Below are 22,977 nucleotides of genomic sequence, written 5' to 3'. Positions count from 1 at the left end.
GCGTGCGCCATGGCTCGCCGCTGTCGCCTCCGCCCGTCCGGCCGCTGCCCACGGCACAGTGGAGACACGAACGCAGACGACAGAAACATTCTGGCCGGGGCACGGGTGGCGACGAGGCTTCCCGCCCAGGACCTGGACCGGGCGCGACGTTTCTATTCCGAGAAACTCGGTCTGGATCCCGTAGACGAGCGGCCGGGTGGGCTGTTGTACCGGTGCGCAGGCGCGGACTTCGTCGTGTTCCAGTCGACGGGGGCCTCGCCCGGGACCTTTACGCAGATGGCGTTGGAGGTCGACGACATCGAGACGGTCGTATCGGAACTCAAGCGGCGTGGCGTGGTGTTCGAGGAGGTCGACGTGCCTGGACTCCGCACCACGAACGGCATCGCCGAGATCGAGGGGAACTATCCGAGCAAGGGCGCACGGGGTGAACGCGGTGCCTGGTTCCGTGACAGCGAGGGAAACCTGCTGGGCGTCGGCGAGTTGGTCTTCTGAGCACGGATGGGTTCAGAAGCGGCCCTTGACCGATGAGTACAGGCTTTCCACGCTGCGCCGGGTGCCGTCACCCCCGCCGATGAAGTTCGTACGGGGGTTCAGACGGAACGTGCTGCCGTCCGCGCGGCGGATGCGGACGTAGGTGTTGCCCGTGTAGGCGCCGCTCATGTGCAGCTCCCTGGGTCTGTTGCCGAGAGCCACCTCGTCGAGCGGATCCGCCCACATGAGTCCCTTGTTGCTGACCGACCAGTAGGAGCTCTTGACCAGAAGCACCCGACGGTCGGTCACCCCGAGGACGGCACGCCGGAATCCGGCACCGAGGTACCCGGACAGGGCCACCTTCAGTGTCTCCTTGCGCAGATGGGGGTGCAGGGCTCGCTTCAGCTCGGACTCGATCATGAGGACCCTCCATTGGCCGGTGCGTGCAGACCTGGCGCGGTGCCGCGGGCGGGTGCGTACACCCTTGTCGGTGTCCGCGCCGCCGGTGCACCCCCAGATGATGCCCGCCGGACAGTCCGCGAGTCACGCCTTGTGTCCCAACTGATCCTGGTGGTGGACGAGTTGGGCCTACTCGGGAGCGGTCCCGGTTGCCGTGCCTCACCATGAGCTCGCCCGGAACAGCCACCGGTCCTGACCGCGGAGCGGAGCCCATGCGCCAGATGCTTTCCACTCGACGCCCAGGAGTCCTCGTCGCACTCCTCACCCCTGGTGTGGCACTACTGCTGGCAGGGTGTGGGAGCGACGGTACGGACAAGGCCACCCAGGACCGATCGAGCGCGCCCCGGACGTCGGCGACGGCAGCCGCGCCATCGTCGGATCCCGACGCCACGCCCGACGAGAGTCCGAGCGCTTCGCCCCGCCCCACCGACGACGCTCTTCCGGCGGACCCTGCTACGGACGCGAGCGCGCAGGTCGACGAGGCGTTTCGCGCGGCAGGCGTCGTCGCGCTGCAAGGCAACCTGCGCTACATCGATCCCGCACTGGGCGCACCCGAGGACATCGACAAAGCCGATGCCCAGTGCACCGACCTCCAACGGAACGTCGCCAATCCGGACCAGGTCGCCGCCCGACGTTTCAGCAGGGGGGACCACAAGGTGTCCATGGCTGACGGCAAGCGGATCAACATGCTGTTGAGCAACACGTATTGCGGCTGAGGCGAGTTGCCGGTGGTCGGCGGAGCCAAGCCGCTCCGGCTATCTGGGTTTATGGTGAAGGAGTTCTTGCCAAGCTGCTGTTCAGGACTCTGCCGACGCGTCGGGAAGGCGGCTGAAGGGGTCCTCCACCCAGGTTGCCTGCGCTTGGAGGTAATCCGCTGTCCTGGCGGAGTGGTGCTTTCATAAGATCGCGTCATGACTGCTGATGCCCCGCTCACCCGAGAGTCGTTCCGGCGCCTCCACCCGATCAGCACACCCCGGCCGGTGTCTCAGTTGCCGGAGCCTGTCTGGACCGACGAGGACTGGGACCGGATCCGGCGCGGATATCGAGCCCGGGACATGGATGAGAAGTGGAACGTCTTCGTTGAAGGCGATGTCCTTTTTCTGCACCGGAGTTGGACCGGTCGCGGCGTCTATGAGGTGTCCTTTGCCCCCGCTGCTGGTCGTGGGAGGAAGATCGCCTCTGCTGTGGTGGAGGCCGATGGGAAGCGCTACCGGAACATGGGCGACGAGTACGACTGTCTGATGATGGAGCTGGTCATCAGCGCGATCGTCCTCGGTGAGCCCGCCGCCGAACTCCGGGCCGGCCTTGTTGAGTTGACTGCCAGGGCTTCGGGAACGAGTGATCTTCCCTCGGGTGTGGTGCAGCACAGCGCTCTGGGATTGCGCTCCGAATCGTAGGTCTGCAGCCCGGAGCTTGCTGCCATAGCCATAGCCATAGCCCTGGGCAGGGCTCTCCGCCGCTCCAGGGTCGGTGTCGGCCCCATCGCGCTGGGACATGTCGCGACGTCCCTTCGATGACGCCGGCCACCACCTTGAGGCCGAAACGCGCCTCCGCCCGCGCCGGTGCCGCAGCGACATGGGGTCTTCGCCGCATGTCACCACAGCCGCCTGACAACCTGATCGGGACTCGGTGGCCACGCTGAAAGTGCTCACTCCAGCAGCCGTTTCTCCTTGGCGACCGCCACGGCTCCCGCCCGCGTCTCCACCCCCAACTTGCCGTAGATCCGCCCGAGATGGGTCTTGACCGTCGCCTCGCTGATGAACAGAGCTCGGGCGATCTCCCGGTTGCCCGAGCCGTGGGCGAGTTGTCCGAGGATCTCGTGCTCGCGCGGGGACAGGGTGGGGCTCGGGCTGCGCAGCCGGGTCATCAACCGGTCGGCCACCGGGGCCGACAGAGCCGTGCGGCCGGACGCCGCGTGGCGGATCGCCGTGAACAGTTCGTCAGGGTGTTCGGCCTTGAGGAGGTAGCCGGTAGCGCCCGCCTCGATGGCCCGGGTGATGTCGGCGTCGGTGTCGAACATAGTGAGTACCAGGACCCGGGGGCCCGTCCCACCACACTCGGAGGTCAGGCGTCGGGTGGCGGTCACGCCGTCCATCCCGCCGTCGAGTTGGAGGTCCATCAGCACAACGTCCGGACTCAGCCGGGCAGCCATCGCGAGCGCCTCCTCGCCGGTGGCCGCCTCACCGACCACTTCGATGCCGTCGGCGCTGGACAGGAGGGCGCGCAGCCCCGCACGTACCACGGCGTGGTCGTCGCACAACAACAGCCGGACGGGCGTCACAGGACGGGCTCCTTGGGGGTCGTCGAAGGGGACAGGGGCACGGACGCCAGGGGTGCCAGGGGGATCGCCGCCGACACGACGGTGCCCTCGCCCGGCGTGGACTCCACGGTGAGTGTGCCGCCCGCCTGTGCGGCCCGGATGTACATGGCGGGCAGCCCGTGCCCGCGCGCGCTGTCCGGGGCCGGGCCGGACGAGCCGCGCGAGGGGTCCGTCTCGAATCCGCGCCCGTTGTCGGCGACGTCCAGCGAGATCTGGTCGTCCAGGCAGGTCAGGGTCAGCGCGGCCCGGGTCGCCGCCGCGTGTTCGCGCACGTTGGCCAGCGCCCCCTGGGCGATCCGCAGCAGCGCCGCCTCGACCCGTTCCGGCAGCCTGCCCGGCTCGCCGTCGAGCCGGAACTCCACGGTCAGCCCAGGACCGCTCTCCCGTTCGGCGAGTACGGCGAGTGCGCCCGGCAGGGTGTCGTCGGCGAGGTCGGCCGGCGCCAGGTCGTGCACGAAGCGACGGGCCTCCGCGAGGCTGCGGGAGGTGATCTCCGCCGCCCTGTGAACGTGCTCGCGGGCCGCGTCCGGGTCGGTCCGCCAGACGCGCCCGGCGGCCTGGAGAAGCATCCGCTGACTCGACAGGCCCTGCGCGACCGTGTCGTGGATCTCCGCGGCCAGCCGCTGGCGCTCCGCCAGGACACCCGCCCGCCGTTCGGTGACAACAAGGTTTTGACGCGTGTGGATCAGATCCTCGATCAGGACGCGCTGCCGGGCCCCTTGACGCTGCAGATGCACCATCACGGCGGTGGCGACCGCGGCGACGGCGGGCGGGGCGATCACCATGTTGGGGTTCAACGCGCCCTCGGCGACGCGTACTTGGGAGGCCACGACCAGCGCGGTGAGCACGGCCGCCACCGGCACCGCGATCCGCGGGGGCAGCGCGTGCAGGCCCGCGAACAGCAGTGGCATCGCGCACCACGTGGCGCTCGGCGCGAGGGCCAGGAGCACGACCCAGACCGCGGACACCGAGCCCAGCCAGACCAGATGACGCCGGGTCGGGCGCGAGCCGGAGGGCGGCGCCGGAGCGAGGAAGCGACCGAGGACGTACAGCAGACAGAAGACCGCGAACAGGGCCACCACCCACCCGGTGCGCGCCCCGCCGGCGTCGCGGGTCAGGAAGCGGACGAACGAGGAGCCAAGCAGCAGGAAGAACGCGGCGTGCACGACCGCGTCCAGCCAGCGTTCGTCCGGATCACTGTGTCTCGTCCTCATCCTCATCCTCCGTGTCTAACGCGTCGGACGCGGCACCGCATCAACCGATCGGCTGACTCGGCCGTCACCCGAACCTCCGCAGGAACGCAGCCTGTTGACCGAGCCGACCGCACCGCTCCCGCACCGAGGCTGAAACCACACCTCGTACCCCTCGGAAAGGCAGCGACCACATGCCCCCGAAGAACCTGACCGCCAACCGCGCCGCCCTCGGCCACCGCATCGGCTACGCCCTGCGTCACCCGGACCGGGTGCCACGCCATCTGACCCGAGCCGCCCGGGACCTGTGGCTGCGCCACCGTCACACCGACCACGTCTCCTACTACCGTGCCGTGATGCGCTCCGACACCCGGGCCGACCCGGACGCGGCGGTCGGCAGCCGCAGCCGGGAGCGATGGCTCGCGCTGGGCGCGATGCAGTTCGACTACCTGCTCGGCCACGGCCTGCGCCGGGAACACCGCATGCTGGAGATCGGCTGCGGCAACCTGCGGGGCGGCTGGCGGTTCATCCGGCACCTGGAGCCCGGGCACTACCACGGCATCGACATCTCGCCCGACATCCTCGTCGCCGCCCAGGACACCGTCGTGGAGATGGGCCTGCAACAGCGGCTCCCCACACTGACCCCGGTCCGCGACCTGACGCTGCGGTTCCTGCCCGACGCCCACTTCGACGTGGTGCACGCCCACAGCGTCTTCTCGCACTCGCCGCTCCCCGTCATTGACGAATGCCTGGCCCACGTCGGCCGGGTGCTCGCGCCGGGCGGCTGGTTCGACTTCACCTTCGACCGCACCGAGGGGGAGGAACACCACGTCCTGAGGGAGGACTTCTACTACCGCACCGAGACGCTCACGGCTCTGGCCGAACAACACGGACTGCGGGCGCGCTTCATGGACGACTGGGAGGAACTCCCGCACGGCCAGTCCAAGATCCGTGTGACCCATGGGGACCTCGGTCCGCAGTGACACCGACTTGGACATGGACATGAACATGGATGTGGATCTTGGTGATGTCAGGGCGTAGCGGGGAGGCTAGCGAGGTGCCGCGAGTACGTCCCGGAGTACGTTCTCGAGCGTGACGCGGGCCAGCTCGTGTCTCAGGGTCTCCTCGATGCCCTCGTAGATGCCCTGCATCGCCGGCTGGATGCCGTAACCCACCACGCATCCCTGGTCCGGGGTGGTGCGGTGCATCGCGAACAGCGGGCCGGGTTCCACTGCCTCGTACACGTCGAGCAGGGTCATCGACTCCAGCTCGCGCGCCAGCGACCAGCCCGCGCCCACGCCCCGCCGGGACTCCACGAGCCCGGCTCTGCGCAGCTCGCCGAGCAGCCGCCTGATCACCACGGGGTTGGTGTTGGCGCTGGTCGCGATCTGCTCGGAGGTGGCGACCTCATGGCCCTGTCGCTGGTAGAGACCGATCCAGGCCAGCGCGTGGGCGGCAATGGTCAGCCTGCTGTTGGCGCTCATGGACTCCTCCTCTCGGCCGCAACGCTTCATGTTACGACGGCGCAGTCGTAACAGCAAAGGTTGCAACAGGCTGTCGTAACAATTAACGTTGCGACTGCCGGGAAGGATCAATCAACGAGGTGAGAAGAATGAGCAAGCCACTCATGGGCAAGGTCGCCCTGGTCACCGGGGGGTCGCGCGGACTGGGAGCCGCGACCGTACGGCTGCTGGCCGAGCAGGGCGCCGACGTCGCCTTCACGTACGTCAGCTCCGAGGAGCAAGCGCAGGCCGTCGTCGACGAGGTGCACGGCAAGGGAGCCAAGGCTGTCGCCTTCCAGTCCGACCAGGCAGACACGAGTCGGGCGCCGGCGCTGATCGACGACGTGGTCGCGCACTTCGGCGGCCTGGACATCCTCGTCAACAACGCGGCGATCTCCGTGGCTGGCACGGTGGACGACCCGGACGCCGACACCGCCGCACTGGACCGGATGCACGCCACCAACTACCTCGGCGTGATCGCCGTCATCCGGGCCGCCTCACGAGTGCTGCGCACGGGCGGCCGCATCATCACGGTGAGTTCCGGACTGGGCTCCCGGGTCGGCGCCCCCGGCCTCGCCGACTACTCGGCGACCAAGTCCGGAATCGAGAGGTACACCATGGGGGCCGCGCGCGACCTCGGGCCCCGGGACATCACGGCCAACGTCGTGGAGGCCGGACTGATGGAGGGCGGCATGCAACCGCCGGACCCCGGGACCCTCAAGGCCCTGCTCAGCTCGCTGTCCCTGCAACGCATAGGTCAACCCGAAGAAATCGCCGCGGCGATCGCCTTCCTGGCGAGCCCCACCGCGTCGTACGTCACGGGCGCGGTGCTGGACGCCCACGGCGGCTACAACGCCTGAACCCGAACCCCTGCCGCGCGCCCCGAAGGAAATCCCGTCTTCGGGGCGCGGCGGCAGATTCTGCTAGGGCGTCGCTGTGCGGCCGTGGGACCGGGCGTACTGGGCAGGTGTTTGGCCGTAGAACTCTTTGAAGGTCCGGATGAAGTGGCTGCTGTCGGCGAACTGGAAGTGGGCGGCGAGTTCGGAGATACTCGGCCGGCCGTGAGGCGTGATGAGTGCGTGCCGGGCTTGCTCCAGCCGTTGGCGGCGGATGTAGGCGGTCATGGACTCATTGGTCACAGCGAACGCCCGTTGCAGTGTTCGCACCGAGACGTTGAGCTCGCGAGCCAGCATCGCCGGAGAAAGCTCCGGGTCGGTGAGATGCGTGTTGGCGAGGTCCTGGGCGGCCTGGGCGAGTGCGGGAGCGAGCAGCGGCTCGGCTCCGTCGGTCTTCTGGGCGAGCACCCCCATTGTCAGTTCGACCAGAGCGTTGCGGGCTGCATGCACTCCGGCCGGGGACAGTTCGTCCAGCGTGGCGTCGATCATGCGTACATGCGCCAAGAGCAGCCGCATTTCGGCGGATTCGGACGGTCCGAGGACTGGTCGTTTTCGGATGAGCGGTCCCAGGTGAGCGACCGGCAGCATCAACTTCTGTGTCGTGTGTGAGGCTACTGCGAACTGCCATGACGAGTTGTTGTACCGCGCGATGAACTGACCTGCCGGCACGGCGAATCTGTCGCGGCCTCGCGGGCGGGTGAAATGCCATGTGCCACGCCGTACCACATCTATGGCTATCATATCGGGGAAGTATCGGGAATCAACCCAAGTGCCGTCGATGTGCGGCGAGTTGTAGTTTATGTTTGCGATAAATGCATCGTGAAGTCTGGTGCCGTGGATGCTGACCCGGAAATCACCGGCACCAGCCAATTCGGCAGGCGGCAGAGGGACCGCCTTGCCGACCTGTACGTCCCATCTGCGCCGTAGGGAAGTGTCGGGCTTTCCTGTGGTGATTGGGTTGGTCAGACCTGCGGAGAATCTTCTGGGGGGTGTGCCCGGTCCTGATTCGATGTCTGCCATACAGCTGACTTCCTCCTTGCGTTCGATCTCGCCCGGTCGTCGCAAGACGTACGGCCCGAATGGCCAATTGACCCGCCCAGCCCGCGGACAACTTGAGGCGACGCTCTGCTCTACATACCGCTGAGGGCCACGATCAGGGCACCGACGGACAGCAGTGTGCCGACGACATAGGCGGCGCCACCGGCCACCATCGCCTGCGTACCCGTCAACCGACGGCGCGTCACCAGATAGACCACGAGCCCGACTGCGAAACCGAGCAACGCATGGAAAAGCGTCAACAGCCAGCCGGCGCCCACGGCCACGGCAACGCACCCGACGGCTAACAGGGTTCCCGTCGGGCTGAGATCACGCCGGAGGAGCGGGTACGTCATAGCGCCGGCGACTATGGCTATGCCCCCGGTAAGAATGGCAATGATGTAGAAATCGCTCACGTCGGACCTCTCGCTCAACGCTGACATTTTCCTGATGGGCAACCAACATGAGGGCGTCTGAGCCAGGTGGCACGCCGGCCGGACTCGCCGCCGCGCCCTCCCCAACCGCATCCATGCCGTGTCTCTATCACATCAGTGAGCATTCACGCAGGAAGCGCCACTCTGTTGTTCTGGAAACCGTCACGGCGCGGCCCAAGTTGACCATGCGGGTCATTCTTGTCGGCCCAGTGATGCACCGGGTTTGCCCCTATCGTCGGATATCAAGAGGCTGAGCGTGGCGCGCACTTGAACCACAGCGACATCCCGACAGAACATACGCGCCATGATTCGAAGTGTCAGAAGGATGCAGTTGATGGGCTGTTACGGTGCGTGCGAAGTCAGTAGGGAATCGCCACGTGAGTCCGAGGCATGCCCGGCCTCCGTGAATGGTGGCGGTGGTGATGACGTTGAGCGGGGTGCGGCATCCGTCGTGGTTGAGGTGGTGTCTGCTGTCTGTCTTCCGGTGGTCGATCGGCGACGGACCGGTGTCGGGGCCGTCGGGCCCTCTTTTTCTTTGCGCGTGGTTGTGGGAACCGTTCACACACGCTCGCGACCGGTCGAGGCCGCCGACGGCAGGTCTGCCTGGAGCCGAACAAGTCGACGTCCAGATCCGCGGCCGAGTGTTTCTAACTCCTAAGGCATATCGAGAACAGAGCGTCCATTGATATCGAGACCAACCATCCCTGCACTGCGCCGAAATGCGCGCTGGTATCTGTTAATCGCCCTTGCCCTATCAGTCGCCTTGGCGGCGGCGGTCCTGATCGGGGCCGGACGGAATTCCGTGGGGGATCAGAAGGCTCAACGGTTCTCCACGGTGAGATCGGGAGACGCCCGCTTCCAGGTGCTGTCTCCCACTCTGATCCGTACCGAGTACGCGGGCGACGGCTCGTTCCTCGACGCAGCCACCTTCAACGCGATCGGCCGCGACGGCTTCGCGCGCACGCCGTACACCTCGCGTACCTCCGACGGGTGGCTCACCCTCAGGACCAGCGCGATGACTCTGAAGTACAAGGTGGGGTCGGGTCCCTTCAACTCGAAGAATCTGTCGGTGGAGTTGAAGGCAGGGGGCCGACGGGTAATCGCCACGCCCTGGCGGCGCGCGACGTGTGCTGCCGACACGCTGTGCGAGGCCGAGGACATGGCGTACAACGGCTTGGCGACTGCTTCGGACCATTCCGGATACACCGGAACCGGCTTCCTTGCCGGGTTCGAGAACACCGGTGATGCACTGACCGTTGACACGAGTGTCGAGACAACCGGCCGCTACCGGTTCGCTGTCCGCTACGCCAACGGGGTCGCCGGCGACAGCCAGCACAAGAGGCGCACCCTGACGCTGTCCATTGACGGCACGGACTGGACACTCAGCCTGCCGACAACGTCTGACTGGAACTCCTGGGCCCAGGCCGCCAGTTCGGTGCAACTCGACGCCGGCCGCCACACGATCTCGCTGAAGCGCGCCACCGGTGACTCGGGCAACGTCAACATCGACAGCCTGGCGCTGCTGCAACCGAACTCAGCGGGTTCTGAACATCGGTGGTGACCTTGCCCGTCCTGGTCGGCACGATGCCGCCGGACTTGACGAACACCGGCATCGAGTTGAGGCCGGTGGTGCTCGCCTGGTGGGCGAGCGTGTAGGTGTACGGGACGAGGCTCTCGCGAAGGTTGAGGAACTTGCCCGCGGAGGCCCGGGCCGCCGCTCCGTACTGCCAGGGGAGTCGGTCACTGTGGGTGCTGTGCAGGCGGTCGATGGGCTGGAAAGTGCCGAACTGGACCCAGCGGGCGTACATGTCGTCCGGCAGTTTGGCGGTGGAGTGGGTCTCCCCGTCCACGGTGTACGTCTCAGACCCGTCAGGCCCGTAGCGTCGCCGTGCCCGCCGATGTCGTGGCTGATGGCGGACAGACCGGTGGCCGCCGATTCGCCGGCCGTGTAACCGACTTCGGCCTTTGAGAGTGCCCCAGGTGGAGACGGCGTCACCAGGGCATCCGGCAGGTACAACCTCTACGCGGACGACGGCACCACCACAAAGGCCTCACAGAGTGCCACCACCGGAATCAAATACACCGAGAACGGTTCCGGACACACCCTGCGGATCGGCCCCGCGACCGGCTCCTTCCACCGCCAGGTGACCCACCGCGAGTGGACCGTCAAGTTCCTCAACGCCCAGGCACCCAAAGGCATCTCGGTCAACGGCGAGCCCTTGGCCGCCGACGCCCATCACTGGGACGGCACAACCCGCACGCTGACCGTCGAACTCCCTCGACACGACATCGACGCCCCACTCACACTCACCTACCACTGACCCGCAGAAACGGACCGTTCGTCGTACGCCCCGGCCGTCGAGGCCGGGGTCAGTACCCGATGGCCTCTCGGAGAAGCAGCACAGTGCCGCGCCCCGGGCGGGTTTCCGCGTTGAGGATGAGCAGGCGGTTGATGGCGCTGGGCATCCCGTACGCCGCCTGGGCGCGGGCGTTCTCCAGCGGCAGGGCGTGCTCCTCGACGCGGCGCAGCGCAGTGCTCAGGTCGGGCACCACCTTCTGCGCGCCGACGACCCAGACCGCGTTGGCGGCGCCGCCCGCGTTGGCGGGGAGTTGGCTGCCGCTGCCCGAGGCAAGAACGAGCGAGCCGGTCTCGGTGACCGCGGCGACGCTGTTGACGACGAAGTCGGGGCCGGCGACCAGCCTTCGGATCTCGTCGGCGCCGGTGGCACGGTCGATGGCCAGGACGCGCGGCCTGATGGCGTCGTACCGGCCGCCGGTGTTGATGTCCTCGTCGATGCCGGACAGCCGGAGGGTCTCGCTGGCCCCGGTGAGCACGCTGGCGCCCTCGGGAACCAGCTCCTTGATGCGGGAGCGAGCGGCCGAGACGTCGTCGAGGATCTCGGCTGTGAAGCCGCCCGCCCGCAACGCGGCGGCCACCCGCTCCAGTCGTTCGGCTGATACCGGGTCGGCGAAGGACACGTCCGGAGCCGGGGCGGCCGTGGCGTCTGCCGGGTTGGTTCCGGAGCCCTGCTCCGCGCGGGGCGCCGTACCCGCCAGCGGGGAGGTGTCGAGGTACCTGACCTCATACACCCGCTCGCTGAACTTCCAGCCCTCCGCGGTGCGTTGGTAGCGGTCGTGGTAGACGGCGTAGTTCAGGCCCTGGCGTCCGTCGAGGGTGCGCGCGAGTTCCTGGATGTAGGCGCGGCCGGTCGCGGTGTCGCCGTCGAGCAGGATCGTGCCGGGGTGTGTGTTCTGTACGAAGAAGTCCCACAGGCTCTGCAGCCGCTCGCCCCCGGCACGGATCTCCTCCCGGCCGATCTGCTCGGCGGGGATGTTGGGCATGCGCAGGGCACCGTCCGGTGTGAACAGCGACGCCAGGCGGGGTCGGTCGCGCATCATCACCGCGTCCGTGAACTCGCCGCGCAGTGCCTCTATCTCGACGCGGTCCGCGATGGCCTGGAAGTCGTTCATGGGAATCACCTCTCGGTCCTGTTGTCGTCCTCACCGGTACGACAGCGCAGCCCTGCGGAATGTGAGGTGGCGCGGCGACCTCACATTCCGACGAGCTGTCCTGTCGTAATGGGTAGAGGCACAGAACCGAGCTAGGGAGACGGCCAGACCATGACCAGCAGAGCCGAGACCGGTGACGACAAGAGTGATCCGGGCCTCAGCGCGATCATGAGCGAGCGGCGCCAGTTGATCAATCTCGGCTATCGACTCCTCGGGTCCCTCGCCGACGCCGAGGACGTCGTGCAGGAGACCTACGCCCGCTGGTACGCCATGTCCGCAGGGGAGCGGCAGGCCATCGAGTCGCCCGGCGCCTGGCTGATGACGGTCGCCAGCCGCATCTGTCTGAACCTGCTCGACTCGGCGCGGGTCAGGCGGGAGACGTACGTGGGCGACTGGATCCCGGAACCGCTGCCGGATCCCACGGAGTGGATCACCGACCGCTCGGGCGCCGGCGGCAGCGACCCGGTCGATCGGGTCACCCTCGACGAGTCGGTGACAATGGCCTTCCTGGTCGTCCTTGATGCGATGACCCCGGCCGAGCGCGTCGCGTTCGTCCTGCACGACGTCTTCCGCTACCCCTTCGGCGAGGTCGCCGAGATCGTGGGCCGCACTCCGGCGGCGTGCCGCCAACTGGCCTCGTCCGCCCGACGTCGCATCCGCACCGCACAGACCCCTGCGGGCCCGAGTGCCGGGCAGGCCGGGATCGTCAGGCAGTTCAGAACGGCATGGCAGGCCAAGGACATCGATGCCCTGATCAGTCTGCTCGACCCCGAGGCCACCGCGACCGCCGACGGCGGCGGCCTGGCCGTCACCCACCTGCTCCCGATCGTGGGCGGCGAGCAGATCGCACGTGCCTACGCCGAGATCGCCCGGGTGGCGGGCCACCGCACGACGTTCCTGGAGTGCACGGTCAACGGCCTGCCCGGCCTGGTGGCGCAGCAGGACGGCGACATCGCGACCGTGTTCGCCTTCGAGATCGTGGACGACCGGATCAGGCACATCTGGGCGGTGCGAAACCCCGAGAAGCTCCGTCCCTGGCGGAGCAGTTGAGGAGCATCGGCCGAGGCCGACGACTGGGGTTCAGCCCACCGGTATGTGACCGGGTGAGGACGACGGTGAGCCGGTCCATCGGTGCAGGGCGGATTCGAGGCCGGTGACGGCGGCGATGTCAGTGGTGTCGGAGGCCCAGGCGACCACCCCGTCCGGGCGTACCAACACCCCGGTCGGCGTCGCGTGCTCGTCGGCAACGCTGGTCACTCGCCCGGCCCAGGAAGTGGCGAGGCGGGCGAACGCGCCGTCCGGAGTGCGGTCGAGCAGCAGGAACCCGCCGCCGTGACCGTGGTCGACCAGACGGGACCCGTCCCTGAGCCGCAGGTCGGGGACGAACCGGCCGACCAGCGGATGGTCGCCGGGCAGGTCGACGCGCTGGGTGACACCCGAGATCTTCTTGACCGCGTAGGTCGTGCCGTCCCGGGTGCTCAGCAGATCGCCGACGACCTCCCGGAGCGCGGCCGACTTGGCGTCCCCGCGCATCACCCCGATCTGCGCCCGCGTCCAGTCCAACACCCAGGCACCGAGCGGACGACGTTCGGCGTCGTAGGTGTCCAGCAGCCCTTCGGGCGCCCACCCGGCGACCACGGCACCGAGCTTCCATCCGAGGTTCATCGCGTCGCCGACCCCGAGATTGAGCCCCTGACCCCCGAACGGCGAGTGCACGTGCGCGGCGTCGCCCGCAAGAAGCACCCGCCCCGACCGATAGGCCGCGGCCTGACGGGCGTTGTCGCTCCAGCGCGTCGCGGCGCCGCGCAGCGCGGTCAGCGTGACGTCGGTGCCCGAGACCCGGCGCAGACTGGCCTGCACCTCGTCCAGGGTGACCGGTGCCATGGGGGTCCCTCCGCGCGAGCGAAGCCGAGTGCGGGGGAGGCCGGTGGGAGCGCCGTCGAACTCCACGGTGACCACCCGCCCTGGCTGTGGCCCGTAGCGGTACGCACCCTGGGCCGACCACGCCCATCCGTTCTCGAGTTTCTCCGGGTCGGCGATGTCGACGAGCGCCAGGTGTCCGGTGAGTTCGGGGTCGGTGCCGGGGAACTCGATGCCCGCGAGGCGGCGTACGGTGCTGCGCCCGCCGTCGCACCCGACCAGCCACCCGGTGCGTACCGGGCCGGCGGTGGTGCCGACGAGCACGCCGTCGCCGGTGTCTTCGAGCGCGGTGACCTCGATCCCGCGACGCACCGGTATGCCGAGTCGCGCGACGTGTCCGGCCAACAGCTCCTCCAGCTCACGCTGCGGCACCATCCGTGCTCCGGCGACCGCCGTGTGCGCGGCGAGGTCGGCGTCGGACCAGTCCACGAGGTCGGCGTCGAGGACCATCCCCGCGAAATGCCCGGTGAACCGCGAGTCGGGTGCTCGCCGCCCGCTACCGGGCTGCCGGCCGCCACTGGGCCGCTGGTCGTTGGCCTTGCGGGCGAACGACCCCACCCGCCCGAGGATCTCTCGCTGCACCTGTTCGGCGGCAGAAAGCAGGCCACGGCGGTCGAGCGCCTCGGCCGTCGGCACGTTGATCGACCCCGCCTTCATCGCCTCGGCCGGCTCGGCCAGTCGCTCGATCACCTGCACCGTTGCCCCTGAGAGCGCCAGCTCGGCCGCGAGCACGAGGCCCACCGGCCCGGCTCCCACCACAGTCACGTCCATGTCCTGCTTCGCATCCACTTTCACGAACGCTGTTCTATCTGCGAACACTGTTCGAGTCAAGCTATGATGGCCGGGTGAACCCGAGAGAGCGACGCGCGGCGCGCCACCAGCCGCCGATCCCCGAGGCCGAAGCCGGTCCCAGGCCGCGGCGCCGCAAGGCGCCCATCACCGTGGAACAGGTCATCGACACCGCGCTGGGTGTCATCGCCACAGAGGGCTACGAGGCACTGACCATGCGCCGACTGGCAGGCGCGCTCGATACCGGACCCGCCTCGCTCTACGCCCACGTGGTGAACAAGGCCGACCTCGACGAGCTGCTCATCGGACGGCTGTGCGCCGAGCTCGTGCTGCCCGAGCCCGACCCCGCGGCCTGGCGGGAGCAGATCCGAGCGGTGTGCACCCAGATCCGCGACCAGTACCTGAAGTACCCCGGAATCTCGCGCGCCGCGCTCGCCATGGCCCCCACCGACCTCGAGACCGTACGCGTCAGCGAAGGAATGCTGGCGATCCTGCTCGCCGGCGGCGTCGCCCCGCAGGCCGCCGCCTGGGCCATCGACGCCCTCTTGCTGTACGTGGCCGCCTACTGCCTCGAGGTATCGATCGCACGCCAACGAGCAGCAGACGACGACGCTGTCTGGGTCCACGACCGCGAGGAACTGCTACGCCGGTTCGCCGCCCTCCCCGCCGAGGCTTTCCCCCACACCACCCGCCACGCCGCCGAACTCACCGCCGGCGAGGGCCACGACCGGTTCGACTTCACCCTCGCCCTGATGATCGACGGCCTCGCACACCGCTAGGGCCTGGTGCGGAAGCGCTGGTAGCGGCTCTGCCACCAGCTATGCCGGGATCCGGCAGCACTGCCCAGCCTCGGCTCACGCCGCATACACCTCCAGAGCGGACCGCGGCTCCCGCTCCAACAGCTCGCGCAGCGCATTGTGTTCGATGCCCGTGCCGTCCAGGAAGCCGGCCGCGATCGCCGAGTACGTCCCCACCAGCATCGGCAACTGATAGGGCAGTGCCTCGCCGGCCGCAGCGATCGTCTCCCGGGCTCGGGCGAGTGAGCCCGGCACGTAGGAGCCGCCGGTCGCTGCCGCCAACTCCGCACCGCCGAGGGCATCTTCGCCGACAAGCTCGTACATGCGGCCCGCGTGCCGCTGCGGGGTGCTCACCACGCGAGCGGCCACTTCCGCCAGATCCTCGCGGGCGACGGCGGCCAGACGACCCGTGCCCAGCGGCGCGGTGATCGTCCCGTCGGGGCCCGGGGCGGCGATGGCGGCCAGGAACTCGGCGTACAGGCCGTTGCGCAGGATCGTCCACTCCAGGCTGCTCTGCCGGATTCGGCGTTCGGTCCAGCGATGGGGGAGTGCGTAGGCGAGGTGGTCGCCGTCGCCGCTCAGGCTGGTGTAGACGATGTGCCGTACGCCTGACTTCTCGGCCGCCGTGATGGCCGCGTCGTGACGGGCGACGACCACGTCGTCCTCGCCGAACCCCGCGGAGATCAGCAACAGCGTGTCCACACCAGAGAAGTCCAGCGATGCCGGATCGTCGAAGTCGACGCGGCGCTCGCCCGCGGAACGGGGTGCGCGGGTGCCGAGCACCACGTCGTCGCGTACCGCCAGTTGCTGGGCGACGAGCTGTCCGAGTGCCCCGGCGGCGCCGGTGACCAGAATCATGGGAAGTCCCTCCTGAGCTGTGTGGTTCCATCCTCAGCAGAGGAACTCGATCGCATAAGGAGGCACATTCATGTCAGCAGGGCACACGGCGGTAACCAGCCCGGCGACCGCCCCGGCGGTCGCGGAACCCGTGATCATCTGTGACACACCGCAGGACGAGTGCGGTGTCCGGGACGTGCTGGACCGGCTCGGCGACAAATGGTCCGTCTACGTGGTGGTCGAACTCGCCTCCGGCATCCGCCGGTTCAAGGAGCTCCAGCGCGCCATCCCCGGCGACATATCGCAGCGCATGCTTACGCTCACCGTCCGCCGCCTCGAGCGCGACGGCCTGGTGAGGCGCACGGTGTATCCCACGGTCCCGCCGCAGGTCGAGTACGAGTTGACCGAGATGGGACACAGCCTGACCCACCTCGTAAAGGCCCTCGCCGACTGGTCGATCGCCCATCGCCCGGCCATCGCCGCCTCCCACGAGGCATGGGACTCGGCTCACGAGGACACGGCCCACCAGGACTCGGACGCTCACTGACCGCGCGAGTCCAGTGAACCCGTTACGGCACCCGGCCGATCCGGGTCCGGCCCGGGGCCCGTGCCGCCGGAACGTCGCGCGGCGTCAACGCACCCGCCGTGCCATCGTGATGGCATGACCATCGAAGTGCGCCCGGCTGTGGTCTTCGAGGACGTCCGCACCCTGGTGGGCCCGAAGTCGCCCGGGGCAAACGTCTGCTGGTGCCTGAGCTACCGGATCCCGTCCAAGCTCAACAACGAGCTTCGCGGGCCTGCCCGAGGCGAATACGTCGCCGAACTGTGCCGCACGGGACCCCCACCAGGAGTGCTCGCCTACGACGGTGAAGAGCCTGTCGGTTGGGCCGCGGTGGCGCCGCGCGCGGACACCTCCTTCGCGCGCAACCGCAAGATCCCGCACGTCGACGACCTCCCGGTCTGGTCGCTGTGGTGCATCCGCGTACGCCCCGGGCATCGGAAGCAGGGGATCTCGCACGCTCTCATCGCCGGGGCGGTCGAGTACGCCCGCGACCAGGGCGCACCGGTGATCGAGGCCTACCCCCTCGACAACGGAGACGCCAAGGTCGACATGACGATGGCGTACGCCGGGCTCCGCAAGAACTTCGAACGCGCCGGGTTCACCCACGCCGCCGACACCACTTCGGTACTGGCCGGTCATCCCCGCATCCTGATGCGCCTCGACCTGAGCTGACAGTCGGCAGGAACCCATGGGTTCAACTTGGTGCTCCGGGCCGCCCGAAATCACGACCAGCTTCCTCTCTGCTGATAGCTCCTTCCTTCCATCGCAGGTCAGCGGCCTGGCCTCGTGGGAGCGGCGTCCAGCACACGATGGAACATAGTCAACCGGTCGGCTATGTTCAAAGGCACGACGCGGATTCGCGACCGCTTCTGATCCAGTTCCTCAAGAGGACGCGCCATGAGTGCGCAGAGCCAGGGAGCCGTGCCGTCCAGGCGGGGTTGCCATGCCCGAACGCCCCTCTGTCGCCCGGCCGACCTCGCTGTGGGAGCCCTGTTCCCGGCAAACCTGGAGTACAGCGGTCGTCCTGCTGCACGGCTTTGGCACAACGGGTGACATGTGGGGCCATCTGGCGAGTGCACTCATCGAGGACCACATGGTGATCGCGCCCGACCTGCGTGGGCTGGGTCTCTCGTCGAAGCCTGACAGCGGCTACGACAAGAAGAACCAGGCGGCGGACGTGTGGGGTGTCCTGGACGCCCTGGGAGTGAACGCGATCGAACTGGTGACGCACGACATCGGCATCATGGTCGGCTACGCAGCTGTCGCCACCCACCCCGAGCGCGTGAGCCGATGGGTGGCGATCGACGCACCGCTGCCCGGTATCGGGCCCTGGGACCAGATCACCCAGGATCCGGCCATGTGGCACTTCGGCTTCGGCGGTCACGACATGGAGCGCCTGGTCGCCGGCCGCGAGCGCATCTATCTCGACCGCTTCTGGAACGAACTCTCCGTGGAGCCGAAGCGGTTCGACGAAGCGAAGCGCGAGCACTATGCGGCGCTCTACGCCCAACCCGGCGCAATGCGAGCCAGCTTCGCCCAGTTCCTGGCGTTCACCCAGGACGCGGCCGACAACAGGACGTTCCTCGCGCAGTGCAAGCTTCAGATGCCGGTCCTGGCCTTCGGCGGCGAAGCAACCTTCGGCCCAGGAATCGGCGAGGTGCTGCGATGCGTCGCCGACAACGTCGAAGACGCGGTCATCCCGGATTGCGGGCACTGGATCACAGAAGAGCAGCCGCAGGCGACAACGGACCTGGTCGTCGACTTCCTGCGCCGTGAGCAGTAGAAGACTCGACTTCGATGTGAGCGGTGCTCGGGCCTTCGGACTCACCCTGGGGGTTCAGGGCTTGCCCAGGTACTCGGTGGCCTCGATCTCGTTCAGGTGGATGAGGACGTCGTGTGCCTGGCCGAGGGCGATCTTGTACGTCACGGGGTCGGGCCACCCGGCGCCGATGTTCCAGGTGACACGCGACTTGTCCAGCCAGGCGCGCGCGGAGTTGGGAACCGTGCGCATGTCGAGGATGTAGTCGTCCTGGCGGACCTTGTCCAGGGTCTCCTCGTTGGAGCCCGGCTTCGCGGCACCCACGCGGTAGGTACGCATCACGTTGTCGTCGGTGCCGAACGCCTTGAAGGAGCCCTTGAAGAAGCTGAAGCCGATACTGACGTACCTCCTGCCCAACACGTCACGCAGGAACGCCCCTTGGGTCTTGGGGTACCGCTCGTCGAAGGAGTCGTACGACACGTGCGTGTTGTGCGCCGACAGCAGGATCCGGTCACCGGTGTGCTTGTTCCACCAGGCCACGTTGTCCGCCATCACCTGGTCGCGGAGCCTCATCATCTCCGCGACCTGGGCCTCGTCGGTGATGTCGAGGGAGTAGCCCTTGGCCATCTGGTGGATGGCCCTGGCGTGCTGCACGGTCCGCAGGTGCTCCAGCCGGTCGGCGCCGGAGCCGGGGCGCTGCTTGCGCAGCAGCTCGTACACCTTCCCGGTCCGCTCCGCCCGCTCCTGGCGCTCCGCCAGTGGCAGCTTCAGGTAGTCCTCGCTGTAGGTGCCGGCGTCGGTTGTCGGCGCCAGACCGCGGTACAACTCGGTGACGCGCTCCAGCAGTTGCGGGTACTCGCGCGCCACCTGGTCAGTCACCTTCTCGTACAGCTCCGGCCCGGCGTAGCCCATGTCGTTGCCCATGAACTGCACCTTGTCCTTCGGGTGCCGGCGGTTGTAGTCCCGCATCCACTCGATGAGGTCGATGTAGTCCTGGTTGTTCCAGATCCGGTACGCCCCCTGGAACTCCTCGTTCGCTATGTCCTTGAGGTTGCCTCTGCCGTTCACTACGTAGTCGTTGAGCCGCAGACCGCTGCTCCAGGCAAGCTCCAGGGAGAAGGTCCGGAAGCCCTTCTGCTCCACCAGGTAACGGAAGACCCGGTGCTTCATACGGAAGAAGTCCTGCGATCCGTGGCTGGCCTCGCCCAGACCCACCACCTCGGCGTCCTTGACCATACGGCCCAGCGCGTCCAGGTCCCGCAGACTGCCTTCGGGCTCGGGGCTCCTCAATGGGTGGGCACTGCGCTCGATGGCGTCGACCACGCCGCCCACGCGTTGCCCCGTTGCCGAAGCCTTGGAGCGGCCGGCGGACGCCGAATCCGGAGTCGATGACTTGTCCATGGCATCGCCGATGGCCGGAGTGGCAACCGCCAGGGCGCCGAGGGAGAGGAGGACCGTGGGAATGATTACTGCCTTGCGTCGCGTCATGGCTACAGATTCCCGTGCGCACAGGGGTCGTCTCCAACCCATACGCTGCCCACCTCCGGGTACCGCAGACACTACTGCCGGGACTCCTGGCACCACCATGTCCACGGTTTCCGGAGGCTTCGGGGCATGGGACAGGGCCCGGCTTCCGCCGGGCCCTGTCCCATGTCATGTCACTGGGTCAACTCAATTGGTCCGGGCGACCGAACCACCCCGGCACAGCGACGCTGGGGGAAAGTTCAGAGAGAGAGACCGGGGAAGGCTAGAGGAACCCTAAATTTCGGAAGGGTGGACGAGGTGCCCACCGGTCGGCGCGAACAGCACGGCAGCGGCGCACGGGCGCGGGCCCAGTGTCCGTCAGTCGGCGGTGCGGTCGCGGTGCGCTTGACGCACGGTGTCCTCCACACCGCAGACCGCTGTCAGGGTGAGGTCCGAGAGGGCCGGTTCCTCTCCCGTGGTGACCTGTACGGCGCGGGGCTCGTGCCCCTTGGCCGACACGACCAGCATGTGCGAACCGGGTTCCGCCGATGCCAGCTCGTACGCCCCGTCCTGACCCGATCTGGCGATGGCCTTCTGGTGGCCGTAGCGGTCGACGAGTGTGAGGGTGGCGTGGACCAGCGGCTCGCCGGCGCTGTCCCGTACCCTGCCGCGCAGTTCCAGGGCGGGTGGCGGGGCCGAGTCGACCTCGGCGGCTGCCTGAGTGGGCGCCGCGGCAGCCGGCGTCACGGATGTCGGTGAAGTGGGCAACGCCTTGGTGCGGCCACGGATCAGTGAAGCGGCAGCGGCGGCCAGGGACATGGCGATGGCGAGCGAGAAGACGATGACCAGACCGTCGTGGAACGGCTGCGAGATCAGGTGGGGGAAGAACTCACGCCCCGTGAGGTGCGCCGAGGCAGTCGGCGAGAGGTGCGTCAGGACGTCCGGGCCGAGCAGGTGCTGGATCGGGTTGTAGCCGAGGAAGGCCGCGAACAGGACGCCCACCGGGGGCAGTTCGGCGACGGTGTGGGCGGCGTGTGCCGGTACGCCCTGGGCGGTGAGGCCCGAACTCAGGGTGTGGGGCAGCGTGCTGGAGAGGCCGGCCACCATGAGTGAGAAGAACACGCCCATGGACAGCACCATGCCGGCGTTCTGGAACGTGGCGCGCATGCCGGAGGCGGCACCGCGGGCATCGGCCGGGACGTTCGACATGACGATCGAGGTGTTCGGCGCCGCGAAGAGGCCACCACCGACCCCGTTGAGGAAGATCAGTGCCGCGAAGATCCCGTACGGGAAGTCGCTGGGCAGCATGAGCAGTCCCGCGAACGACGCCGCCATCACCGCGAATCCGGATGCGGCGAACAGCCGCGCACCGAACCGGTCGGACAGCGCTCCGGAGATTGGCCCGGCTATCAGGAATCCGGCGGTCAGCGGCAGCATGTAGATGCCGGCCCAGAGTGGGGTGTCGGCGTAGTCGTAGCCGTGCAGGGGGAGCCAGATGCCCTGCAGCCAGATGATGAGCATGAACTGCAGGCCACCGCGCGCGATCGACCCCAGCAGGGTGGCCGCGTTGCCGCCCGCGAATGCCGCGTTGCGGAACAGACGCAGCGGGAACATCGGCTCGGCGACCTTCATCTCGACCACGCAGAACACCGCGAGCATGGCGACACCGCCGATCAGCCCGGCCAGCACCCACGGGTTGGTCCAGCCCATGGTGTGGCCGCCGTAGGGCTGGATGCCGTACGTGATACCGGCGAGCAGGGCACTCAGTCCGACGGCGAAGGTGATGTTGCCCCACCAGTCCATCCGGCCCGGCCTGCGCACGCCCGTCTCGTGCAACGACTTGTACGCCCACACCGTGCCGATCAGGCCGATGGGCACGTTGACCCAGAAGACCGACCGCCAGTTCCACGTCACGAGGGCTCCGCCCAGCACCAGGCCGATGAACGACCCCGCGATGCCCGCCACCATGTTGACGCCCAGAGCCATGCCGCGCTGACGGGCGGGGAAGGCGTCGGTGAGGATGGCCGCGGAGTTGGCCATCAGCATCGAGCCGCCGACAGCCTGCACGATGCGCCAGCCGATCAGCCACAGCGCCCCGCTCCCGCCGTGGAACGGGTCGAGGGACAGCACCACCGAGGTGAGCGTGAAGATCAGGAAGCCGGCGTTGTAGATGCGGACCCGGCCCATCATGTCGCCGAGCCGGCCGAGGGCGACCACCAGCACCGCGGTGACGAGCATGTAGCCCATCAGCATCCACAGCAGGTAGCTCACATTCGCGGGCTCCAGCGGATCGAGCCGGATACCGGTGAAGATCCCGGGCAGCGAGATCAGCACGATCGAGCTGTTGATCGTGGCCAGCAGCATGCCCACGGTGGTGTTGGTGAGCGCGACCCACTTGTAGCGGGGATGATCCACGCCGATCCACGTTTTGTGGCTGCCCTGCCCCCTGTCGGCGGCTGTGGGTACGTGGGACTGCTCGGGGGTCATCACTCGCTCCCGGTGCTGTGCTGTTCGAGGAGGGGAGGCTGCTGTGTTCCGTCCTGGAGCAGCATCTGCTGCACGAGTGGCAGGGCGGTCCGCATCGCTGTTGCCAAGGCGTGCTGCTCCTCTTCGGGGAGGGAGGACAGCAGGGCGGCCAGGCGGTCATCACGCTCTTGTCGGCGCTCGGCGAGAACCTCCCGCCCGGTGTCCGTGATGGCGACCAGGGTGACCCGGCCGTCTTGCGGGTCGTCGATCCGCAGCGCCAGCGCCTGCCGTTCCAGACGCTGCACCAACTGGGTCATCGACGGTTGAGTGACACCTTCCGCCGCCGCCAGCGCGGTCAGCCGGGCCGGCCCCTCCCGCTCCAGCCGGGCGAGAGCGGAGGCGGCGGTGAAGCTCATACCCCGCCGGTCTGTCACGGCCCTGACCACGACAGAAGCGAGGTCGGCCAGCGCTCGCGCGGTTTCCTGGAGGCGGTCCTCCGGATGCGACTGATCCACAGTCATCAAGTATCGCGCACTTACATAGGCACCCTATGAAAAATTGGTAAG

23 protein-coding genes and 2 pseudogenes are annotated in these 22,977 nt (G+C 68.1%); 12 read left to right on the top strand and 13 right to left on the bottom strand.

Annotated elements, in window-relative coordinates; all coding sequences use genetic code 11:
- Positions 1-9: 9 nt before the first annotated feature.
- Positions 10-492: a VOC family protein gene (locus ACN20J_RS03095; RefSeq protein ID WP_419665135.1), complete on the top strand. Its 483-nt coding sequence runs from the start codon at positions 10-12 to the stop codon at positions 490-492.
- A gap of 12 nt (positions 493-504) precedes the next feature.
- On the opposite strand, the gene ACN20J_RS03090 is transcribed toward ACN20J_RS03095, so the two are convergent.
- Complete coding sequence (locus ACN20J_RS03090; protein ID WP_419665134.1) at positions 505-891, bottom strand: hypothetical protein; 387 nt, start codon at positions 889-891, stop codon at positions 505-507.
- A 251-nt stretch (positions 892-1,142) separates the two neighbouring features.
- Here ACN20J_RS03090 and ACN20J_RS03085 point away from each other — a divergent pair, with 251 nt between their 5' ends.
- Positions 1,143-1,646, top strand: a complete 504-nt coding sequence (locus tag ACN20J_RS03085; protein ID WP_419665133.1) for a hypothetical protein — start codon at positions 1,143-1,145, stop codon at positions 1,644-1,646.
- Positions 1,647-1,841: 195 nt separating this feature from the next.
- Positions 1,842-2,327, top strand: a complete 486-nt coding sequence (locus tag ACN20J_RS03080) for a hypothetical protein (protein ID WP_419665132.1) — start codon at positions 1,842-1,844, stop codon at positions 2,325-2,327.
- Positions 2,328-2,578: 251 nt separating this feature from the next.
- Here ACN20J_RS03080 and ACN20J_RS03075 read toward each other — a convergent pair whose 3' ends face one another.
- Positions 2,579-3,211 (bottom strand): response regulator transcription factor, encoded by a 633-nt coding sequence (locus ACN20J_RS03075; RefSeq protein WP_361918905.1) that lies wholly within the window; start codon positions 3,209-3,211, stop codon positions 2,579-2,581.
- The gene (locus tag ACN20J_RS03070) at positions 3,208-4,464 is read right to left on the bottom strand and encodes a sensor histidine kinase (RefSeq protein ID WP_419665131.1); all 1,257 of its coding nucleotides are present in this window, start codon (positions 4,462-4,464) and stop codon (positions 3,208-3,210) included. Before ACN20J_RS03070 ends, ACN20J_RS03075 begins: the two co-directional genes overlap by 4 nt.
- Positions 4,465-4,634: 170 nt before the next feature.
- On the opposite strand from ACN20J_RS03070, the gene ACN20J_RS03065 reads away from it, so the two are divergent.
- Positions 4,635-5,423: a class I SAM-dependent methyltransferase gene (locus tag ACN20J_RS03065; RefSeq protein WP_361918911.1), complete on the top strand. Its 789-nt coding sequence runs from the start codon at positions 4,635-4,637 to the stop codon at positions 5,421-5,423.
- Between the two features lie 66 nt (positions 5,424-5,489).
- Here ACN20J_RS03065 and ACN20J_RS03060 read toward each other — a convergent pair whose 3' ends face one another.
- Complete coding sequence (locus ACN20J_RS03060) at positions 5,490-5,924, bottom strand: Rrf2 family transcriptional regulator (protein ID WP_030942118.1); 435 nt, start codon at positions 5,922-5,924, stop codon at positions 5,490-5,492.
- 128 nt (positions 5,925-6,052) lie between these two features.
- Between ACN20J_RS03060 and ACN20J_RS03055 the strand changes: the two genes are divergently transcribed.
- Positions 6,053-6,802, top strand: a complete 750-nt coding sequence (locus ACN20J_RS03055) for an SDR family NAD(P)-dependent oxidoreductase (RefSeq protein ID WP_361918915.1) — start codon at positions 6,053-6,055, stop codon at positions 6,800-6,802.
- 63 nt (positions 6,803-6,865) lie between these two features.
- Here ACN20J_RS03055 and ACN20J_RS03050 read toward each other — a convergent pair whose 3' ends face one another.
- On the bottom strand, positions 6,866-7,858 hold the full coding sequence (locus tag ACN20J_RS03050; RefSeq protein WP_419665130.1) for a helix-turn-helix domain-containing protein: 993 nt from the start codon (positions 7,856-7,858) through the stop codon (positions 6,866-6,868).
- Positions 7,859-7,968: 110 nt separating this feature from the next.
- Entirely contained in the window at positions 7,969-8,289 is a 321-nt protein-coding gene (locus ACN20J_RS03045) for a hypothetical protein (protein ID WP_419665129.1), read from the bottom strand.
- Positions 8,290-9,109: 820 nt separating this feature from the next.
- Here ACN20J_RS03045 and ACN20J_RS03040 point away from each other — a divergent pair.
- Positions 9,110-9,868 carry a CBM35 domain-containing protein gene (locus ACN20J_RS03040; RefSeq protein ID WP_419665128.1) on the top strand — a complete coding sequence of 253 codons (759 nt, stop codon included), beginning with the start codon at positions 9,110-9,112 and terminating at the stop codon, positions 9,866-9,868.
- Between the two features lie 58 nt (positions 9,869-9,926).
- Here the strand turns inward: ACN20J_RS03040 and ACN20J_RS03035 are convergent.
- Positions 9,927-10,304 (bottom strand): annotated as a pseudogene (locus tag ACN20J_RS03035) (TIM-barrel domain-containing protein); the annotation flags it as partial.
- A gap of 15 nt (positions 10,305-10,319) precedes the next feature.
- Between ACN20J_RS03035 and ACN20J_RS03030 the strand changes: the two are divergent.
- A pseudogene (locus tag ACN20J_RS03030) lies at positions 10,320-10,628 on the top strand (DUF5110 domain-containing protein); the annotation flags it as partial.
- Positions 10,629-10,677: 49 nt separating this feature from the next.
- On the opposite strand, the gene ACN20J_RS03025 reads toward ACN20J_RS03030, so the two are convergent.
- On the bottom strand, positions 10,678-11,778 hold the full coding sequence (locus ACN20J_RS03025) for a nuclear transport factor 2 family protein (protein ID WP_419665127.1): 1,101 nt from the start codon (positions 11,776-11,778) through the stop codon (positions 10,678-10,680).
- 150 nt (positions 11,779-11,928) lie between these two features.
- Between ACN20J_RS03025 and sigJ the strand changes: the two genes are divergently transcribed.
- Positions 11,929-12,867, top strand: coding sequence for an RNA polymerase sigma factor SigJ (gene sigJ / locus ACN20J_RS03020; protein WP_419665126.1), 939 nt, complete (start codon positions 11,929-11,931; stop codon positions 12,865-12,867).
- Positions 12,868-12,897: 30 nt separating this feature from the next.
- Here sigJ and ACN20J_RS03015 read toward each other — a convergent pair whose 3' ends face one another.
- Positions 12,898-14,508: an FAD-dependent monooxygenase gene (locus ACN20J_RS03015; RefSeq protein ID WP_361918974.1), complete on the bottom strand. Its 1,611-nt coding sequence runs from the start codon at positions 14,506-14,508 to the stop codon at positions 12,898-12,900.
- 74 nt (positions 14,509-14,582) lie between these two features.
- Between ACN20J_RS03015 and ACN20J_RS03010 the strand changes: the two genes are divergently transcribed.
- Positions 14,583-15,305 carry a TetR/AcrR family transcriptional regulator gene (locus ACN20J_RS03010; RefSeq protein WP_361918930.1) on the top strand — a complete coding sequence of 241 codons (723 nt, stop codon included), beginning with the start codon at positions 14,583-14,585 and terminating at the stop codon, positions 15,303-15,305.
- A gap of 75 nt (positions 15,306-15,380) precedes the next feature.
- Here the strand turns inward: ACN20J_RS03010 and ACN20J_RS03005 are convergent, their stop codons facing one another.
- On the bottom strand, positions 15,381-16,181 hold the full coding sequence (locus tag ACN20J_RS03005; protein ID WP_419665125.1) for an NAD(P)H-binding protein: 801 nt from the start codon (positions 16,179-16,181) through the stop codon (positions 15,381-15,383).
- A 70-nt stretch (positions 16,182-16,251) separates the two neighbouring features.
- On the opposite strand from ACN20J_RS03005, the gene ACN20J_RS03000 reads away from it, so the two are divergent.
- From ACN20J_RS03000 to ACN20J_RS02990, 3 genes are all read left to right on the top strand, one after another.
- On the top strand, positions 16,252-16,707 hold the full coding sequence (locus ACN20J_RS03000) for a winged helix-turn-helix transcriptional regulator (RefSeq protein WP_419665124.1): 456 nt from the start codon (positions 16,252-16,254) through the stop codon (positions 16,705-16,707).
- A gap of 114 nt (positions 16,708-16,821) precedes the next feature.
- The gene (locus tag ACN20J_RS02995) at positions 16,822-17,394 is read left to right on the top strand and encodes a GNAT family N-acetyltransferase (RefSeq protein ID WP_189841960.1); all 573 of its coding nucleotides are present in this window, start codon (positions 16,822-16,824) and stop codon (positions 17,392-17,394) included.
- Between the two features lie 271 nt (positions 17,395-17,665).
- Positions 17,666-18,505 carry an alpha/beta fold hydrolase gene (locus tag ACN20J_RS02990; protein ID WP_419665123.1) on the top strand — a complete coding sequence of 280 codons (840 nt, stop codon included), beginning with the start codon at positions 17,666-17,668 and terminating at the stop codon, positions 18,503-18,505.
- 54 nt (positions 18,506-18,559) lie between these two features.
- Here the strand turns inward: ACN20J_RS02990 and ACN20J_RS02985 are convergent, their stop codons facing one another.
- From ACN20J_RS02985 to ACN20J_RS02975, 3 genes are all read right to left on the bottom strand, one after another.
- Complete coding sequence (locus tag ACN20J_RS02985; RefSeq protein ID WP_419665122.1) at positions 18,560-19,969, bottom strand: erythromycin esterase family protein; 1,410 nt, start codon at positions 19,967-19,969, stop codon at positions 18,560-18,562.
- A 354-nt stretch (positions 19,970-20,323) separates the two neighbouring features.
- Positions 20,324-22,309 carry an MFS transporter gene (locus ACN20J_RS02980; RefSeq protein WP_419668818.1) on the bottom strand — a complete coding sequence of 662 codons (1,986 nt, stop codon included), beginning with the start codon at positions 22,307-22,309 and terminating at the stop codon, positions 20,324-20,326.
- 122 nt (positions 22,310-22,431) lie between these two features.
- Complete coding sequence (locus ACN20J_RS02975) at positions 22,432-22,932, bottom strand: MarR family winged helix-turn-helix transcriptional regulator (RefSeq protein ID WP_419665121.1); 501 nt, start codon at positions 22,930-22,932, stop codon at positions 22,432-22,434.
- Between the last annotated feature and the right edge of the window lie 45 nt (positions 22,933-22,977).

It is taken from the genome of Streptomyces sp. 2-1 (assembly GCF_048564895.1).
In the GTDB taxonomy this organism is placed as follows: domain Bacteria; phylum Actinomycetota; class Actinomycetes; order Streptomycetales; family Streptomycetaceae; genus Streptomyces; species Streptomyces phaeochromogenes.
Note: the sequence above shows the minus strand (reverse complement) of the source record. Positions and strands in the feature narration are given on the sequence as shown.

Coding starts and splice junctions, on each gene's coding strand:
- ACN20J_RS03055 (WP_361918915.1), top strand. CDS start 6,053: ATGAGCAAGCCACTCATGGGCAAGGTCGCCCTGGTCACCGGGGGGTCG.
- ACN20J_RS03085 (WP_419665133.1), top strand. CDS start 1,143: ATGCGCCAGATGCTTTCCACTCGACGCCCAGGAGTCCTCGTCGCACTC.
- ACN20J_RS02975 (WP_419665121.1), bottom strand. CDS start 22,932: ATGACTGTGGATCAGTCGCATCCGGAGGACCGCCTCCAGGAAACCGCG.
- sigJ (WP_419665126.1), top strand. CDS start 11,929: ATGACCAGCAGAGCCGAGACCGGTGACGACAAGAGTGATCCGGGCCTC.
- ACN20J_RS03025 (WP_419665127.1), bottom strand. CDS start 11,778: ATGAACGACTTCCAGGCCATCGCGGACCGCGTCGAGATAGAGGCACTG.
- ACN20J_RS03070 (WP_419665131.1), bottom strand. CDS start 4,464: ATGAGGACGAGACACAGTGATCCGGACGAACGCTGGCTGGACGCGGTC.
- ACN20J_RS03050 (WP_419665130.1), bottom strand. CDS start 7,858: ATGGCAGACATCGAATCAGGACCGGGCACACCCCCCAGAAGATTCTCC.
- ACN20J_RS03015 (WP_361918974.1), bottom strand. CDS start 14,508: ATGGACGTGACTGTGGTGGGAGCCGGGCCGGTGGGCCTCGTGCTCGCG.
- ACN20J_RS03095 (WP_419665135.1), top strand. CDS start 10: ATGGCTCGCCGCTGTCGCCTCCGCCCGTCCGGCCGCTGCCCACGGCAC.
- ACN20J_RS03000 (WP_419665124.1), top strand. CDS start 16,252: ATGTCAGCAGGGCACACGGCGGTAACCAGCCCGGCGACCGCCCCGGCG.
- ACN20J_RS02980 (WP_419668818.1), bottom strand. CDS start 22,309: ATGCTGCTGGCCACGATCAACAGCTCGATCGTGCTGATCTCGCTGCCC.
- ACN20J_RS03005 (WP_419665125.1), bottom strand. CDS start 16,181: ATGATTCTGGTCACCGGCGCCGCCGGGGCACTCGGACAGCTCGTCGCC.
- ACN20J_RS03060 (WP_030942118.1), bottom strand. CDS start 5,924: ATGAGCGCCAACAGCAGGCTGACCATTGCCGCCCACGCGCTGGCCTGG.
- ACN20J_RS03080 (WP_419665132.1), top strand. CDS start 1,842: ATGACTGCTGATGCCCCGCTCACCCGAGAGTCGTTCCGGCGCCTCCAC.
- ACN20J_RS03090 (WP_419665134.1), bottom strand. CDS start 891: ATGATCGAGTCCGAGCTGAAGCGAGCCCTGCACCCCCATCTGCGCAAG.
- ACN20J_RS02995 (WP_189841960.1), top strand. CDS start 16,822: ATGACCATCGAAGTGCGCCCGGCTGTGGTCTTCGAGGACGTCCGCACC.
- ACN20J_RS02985 (WP_419665122.1), bottom strand. CDS start 19,969: ATGACGCGACGCAAGGCAGTAATCATTCCCACGGTCCTCCTCTCCCTC.
- ACN20J_RS02990 (WP_419665123.1), top strand. CDS start 17,666: ATGCCCGAACGCCCCTCTGTCGCCCGGCCGACCTCGCTGTGGGAGCCC.
- ACN20J_RS03065 (WP_361918911.1), top strand. CDS start 4,635: ATGCCCCCGAAGAACCTGACCGCCAACCGCGCCGCCCTCGGCCACCGC.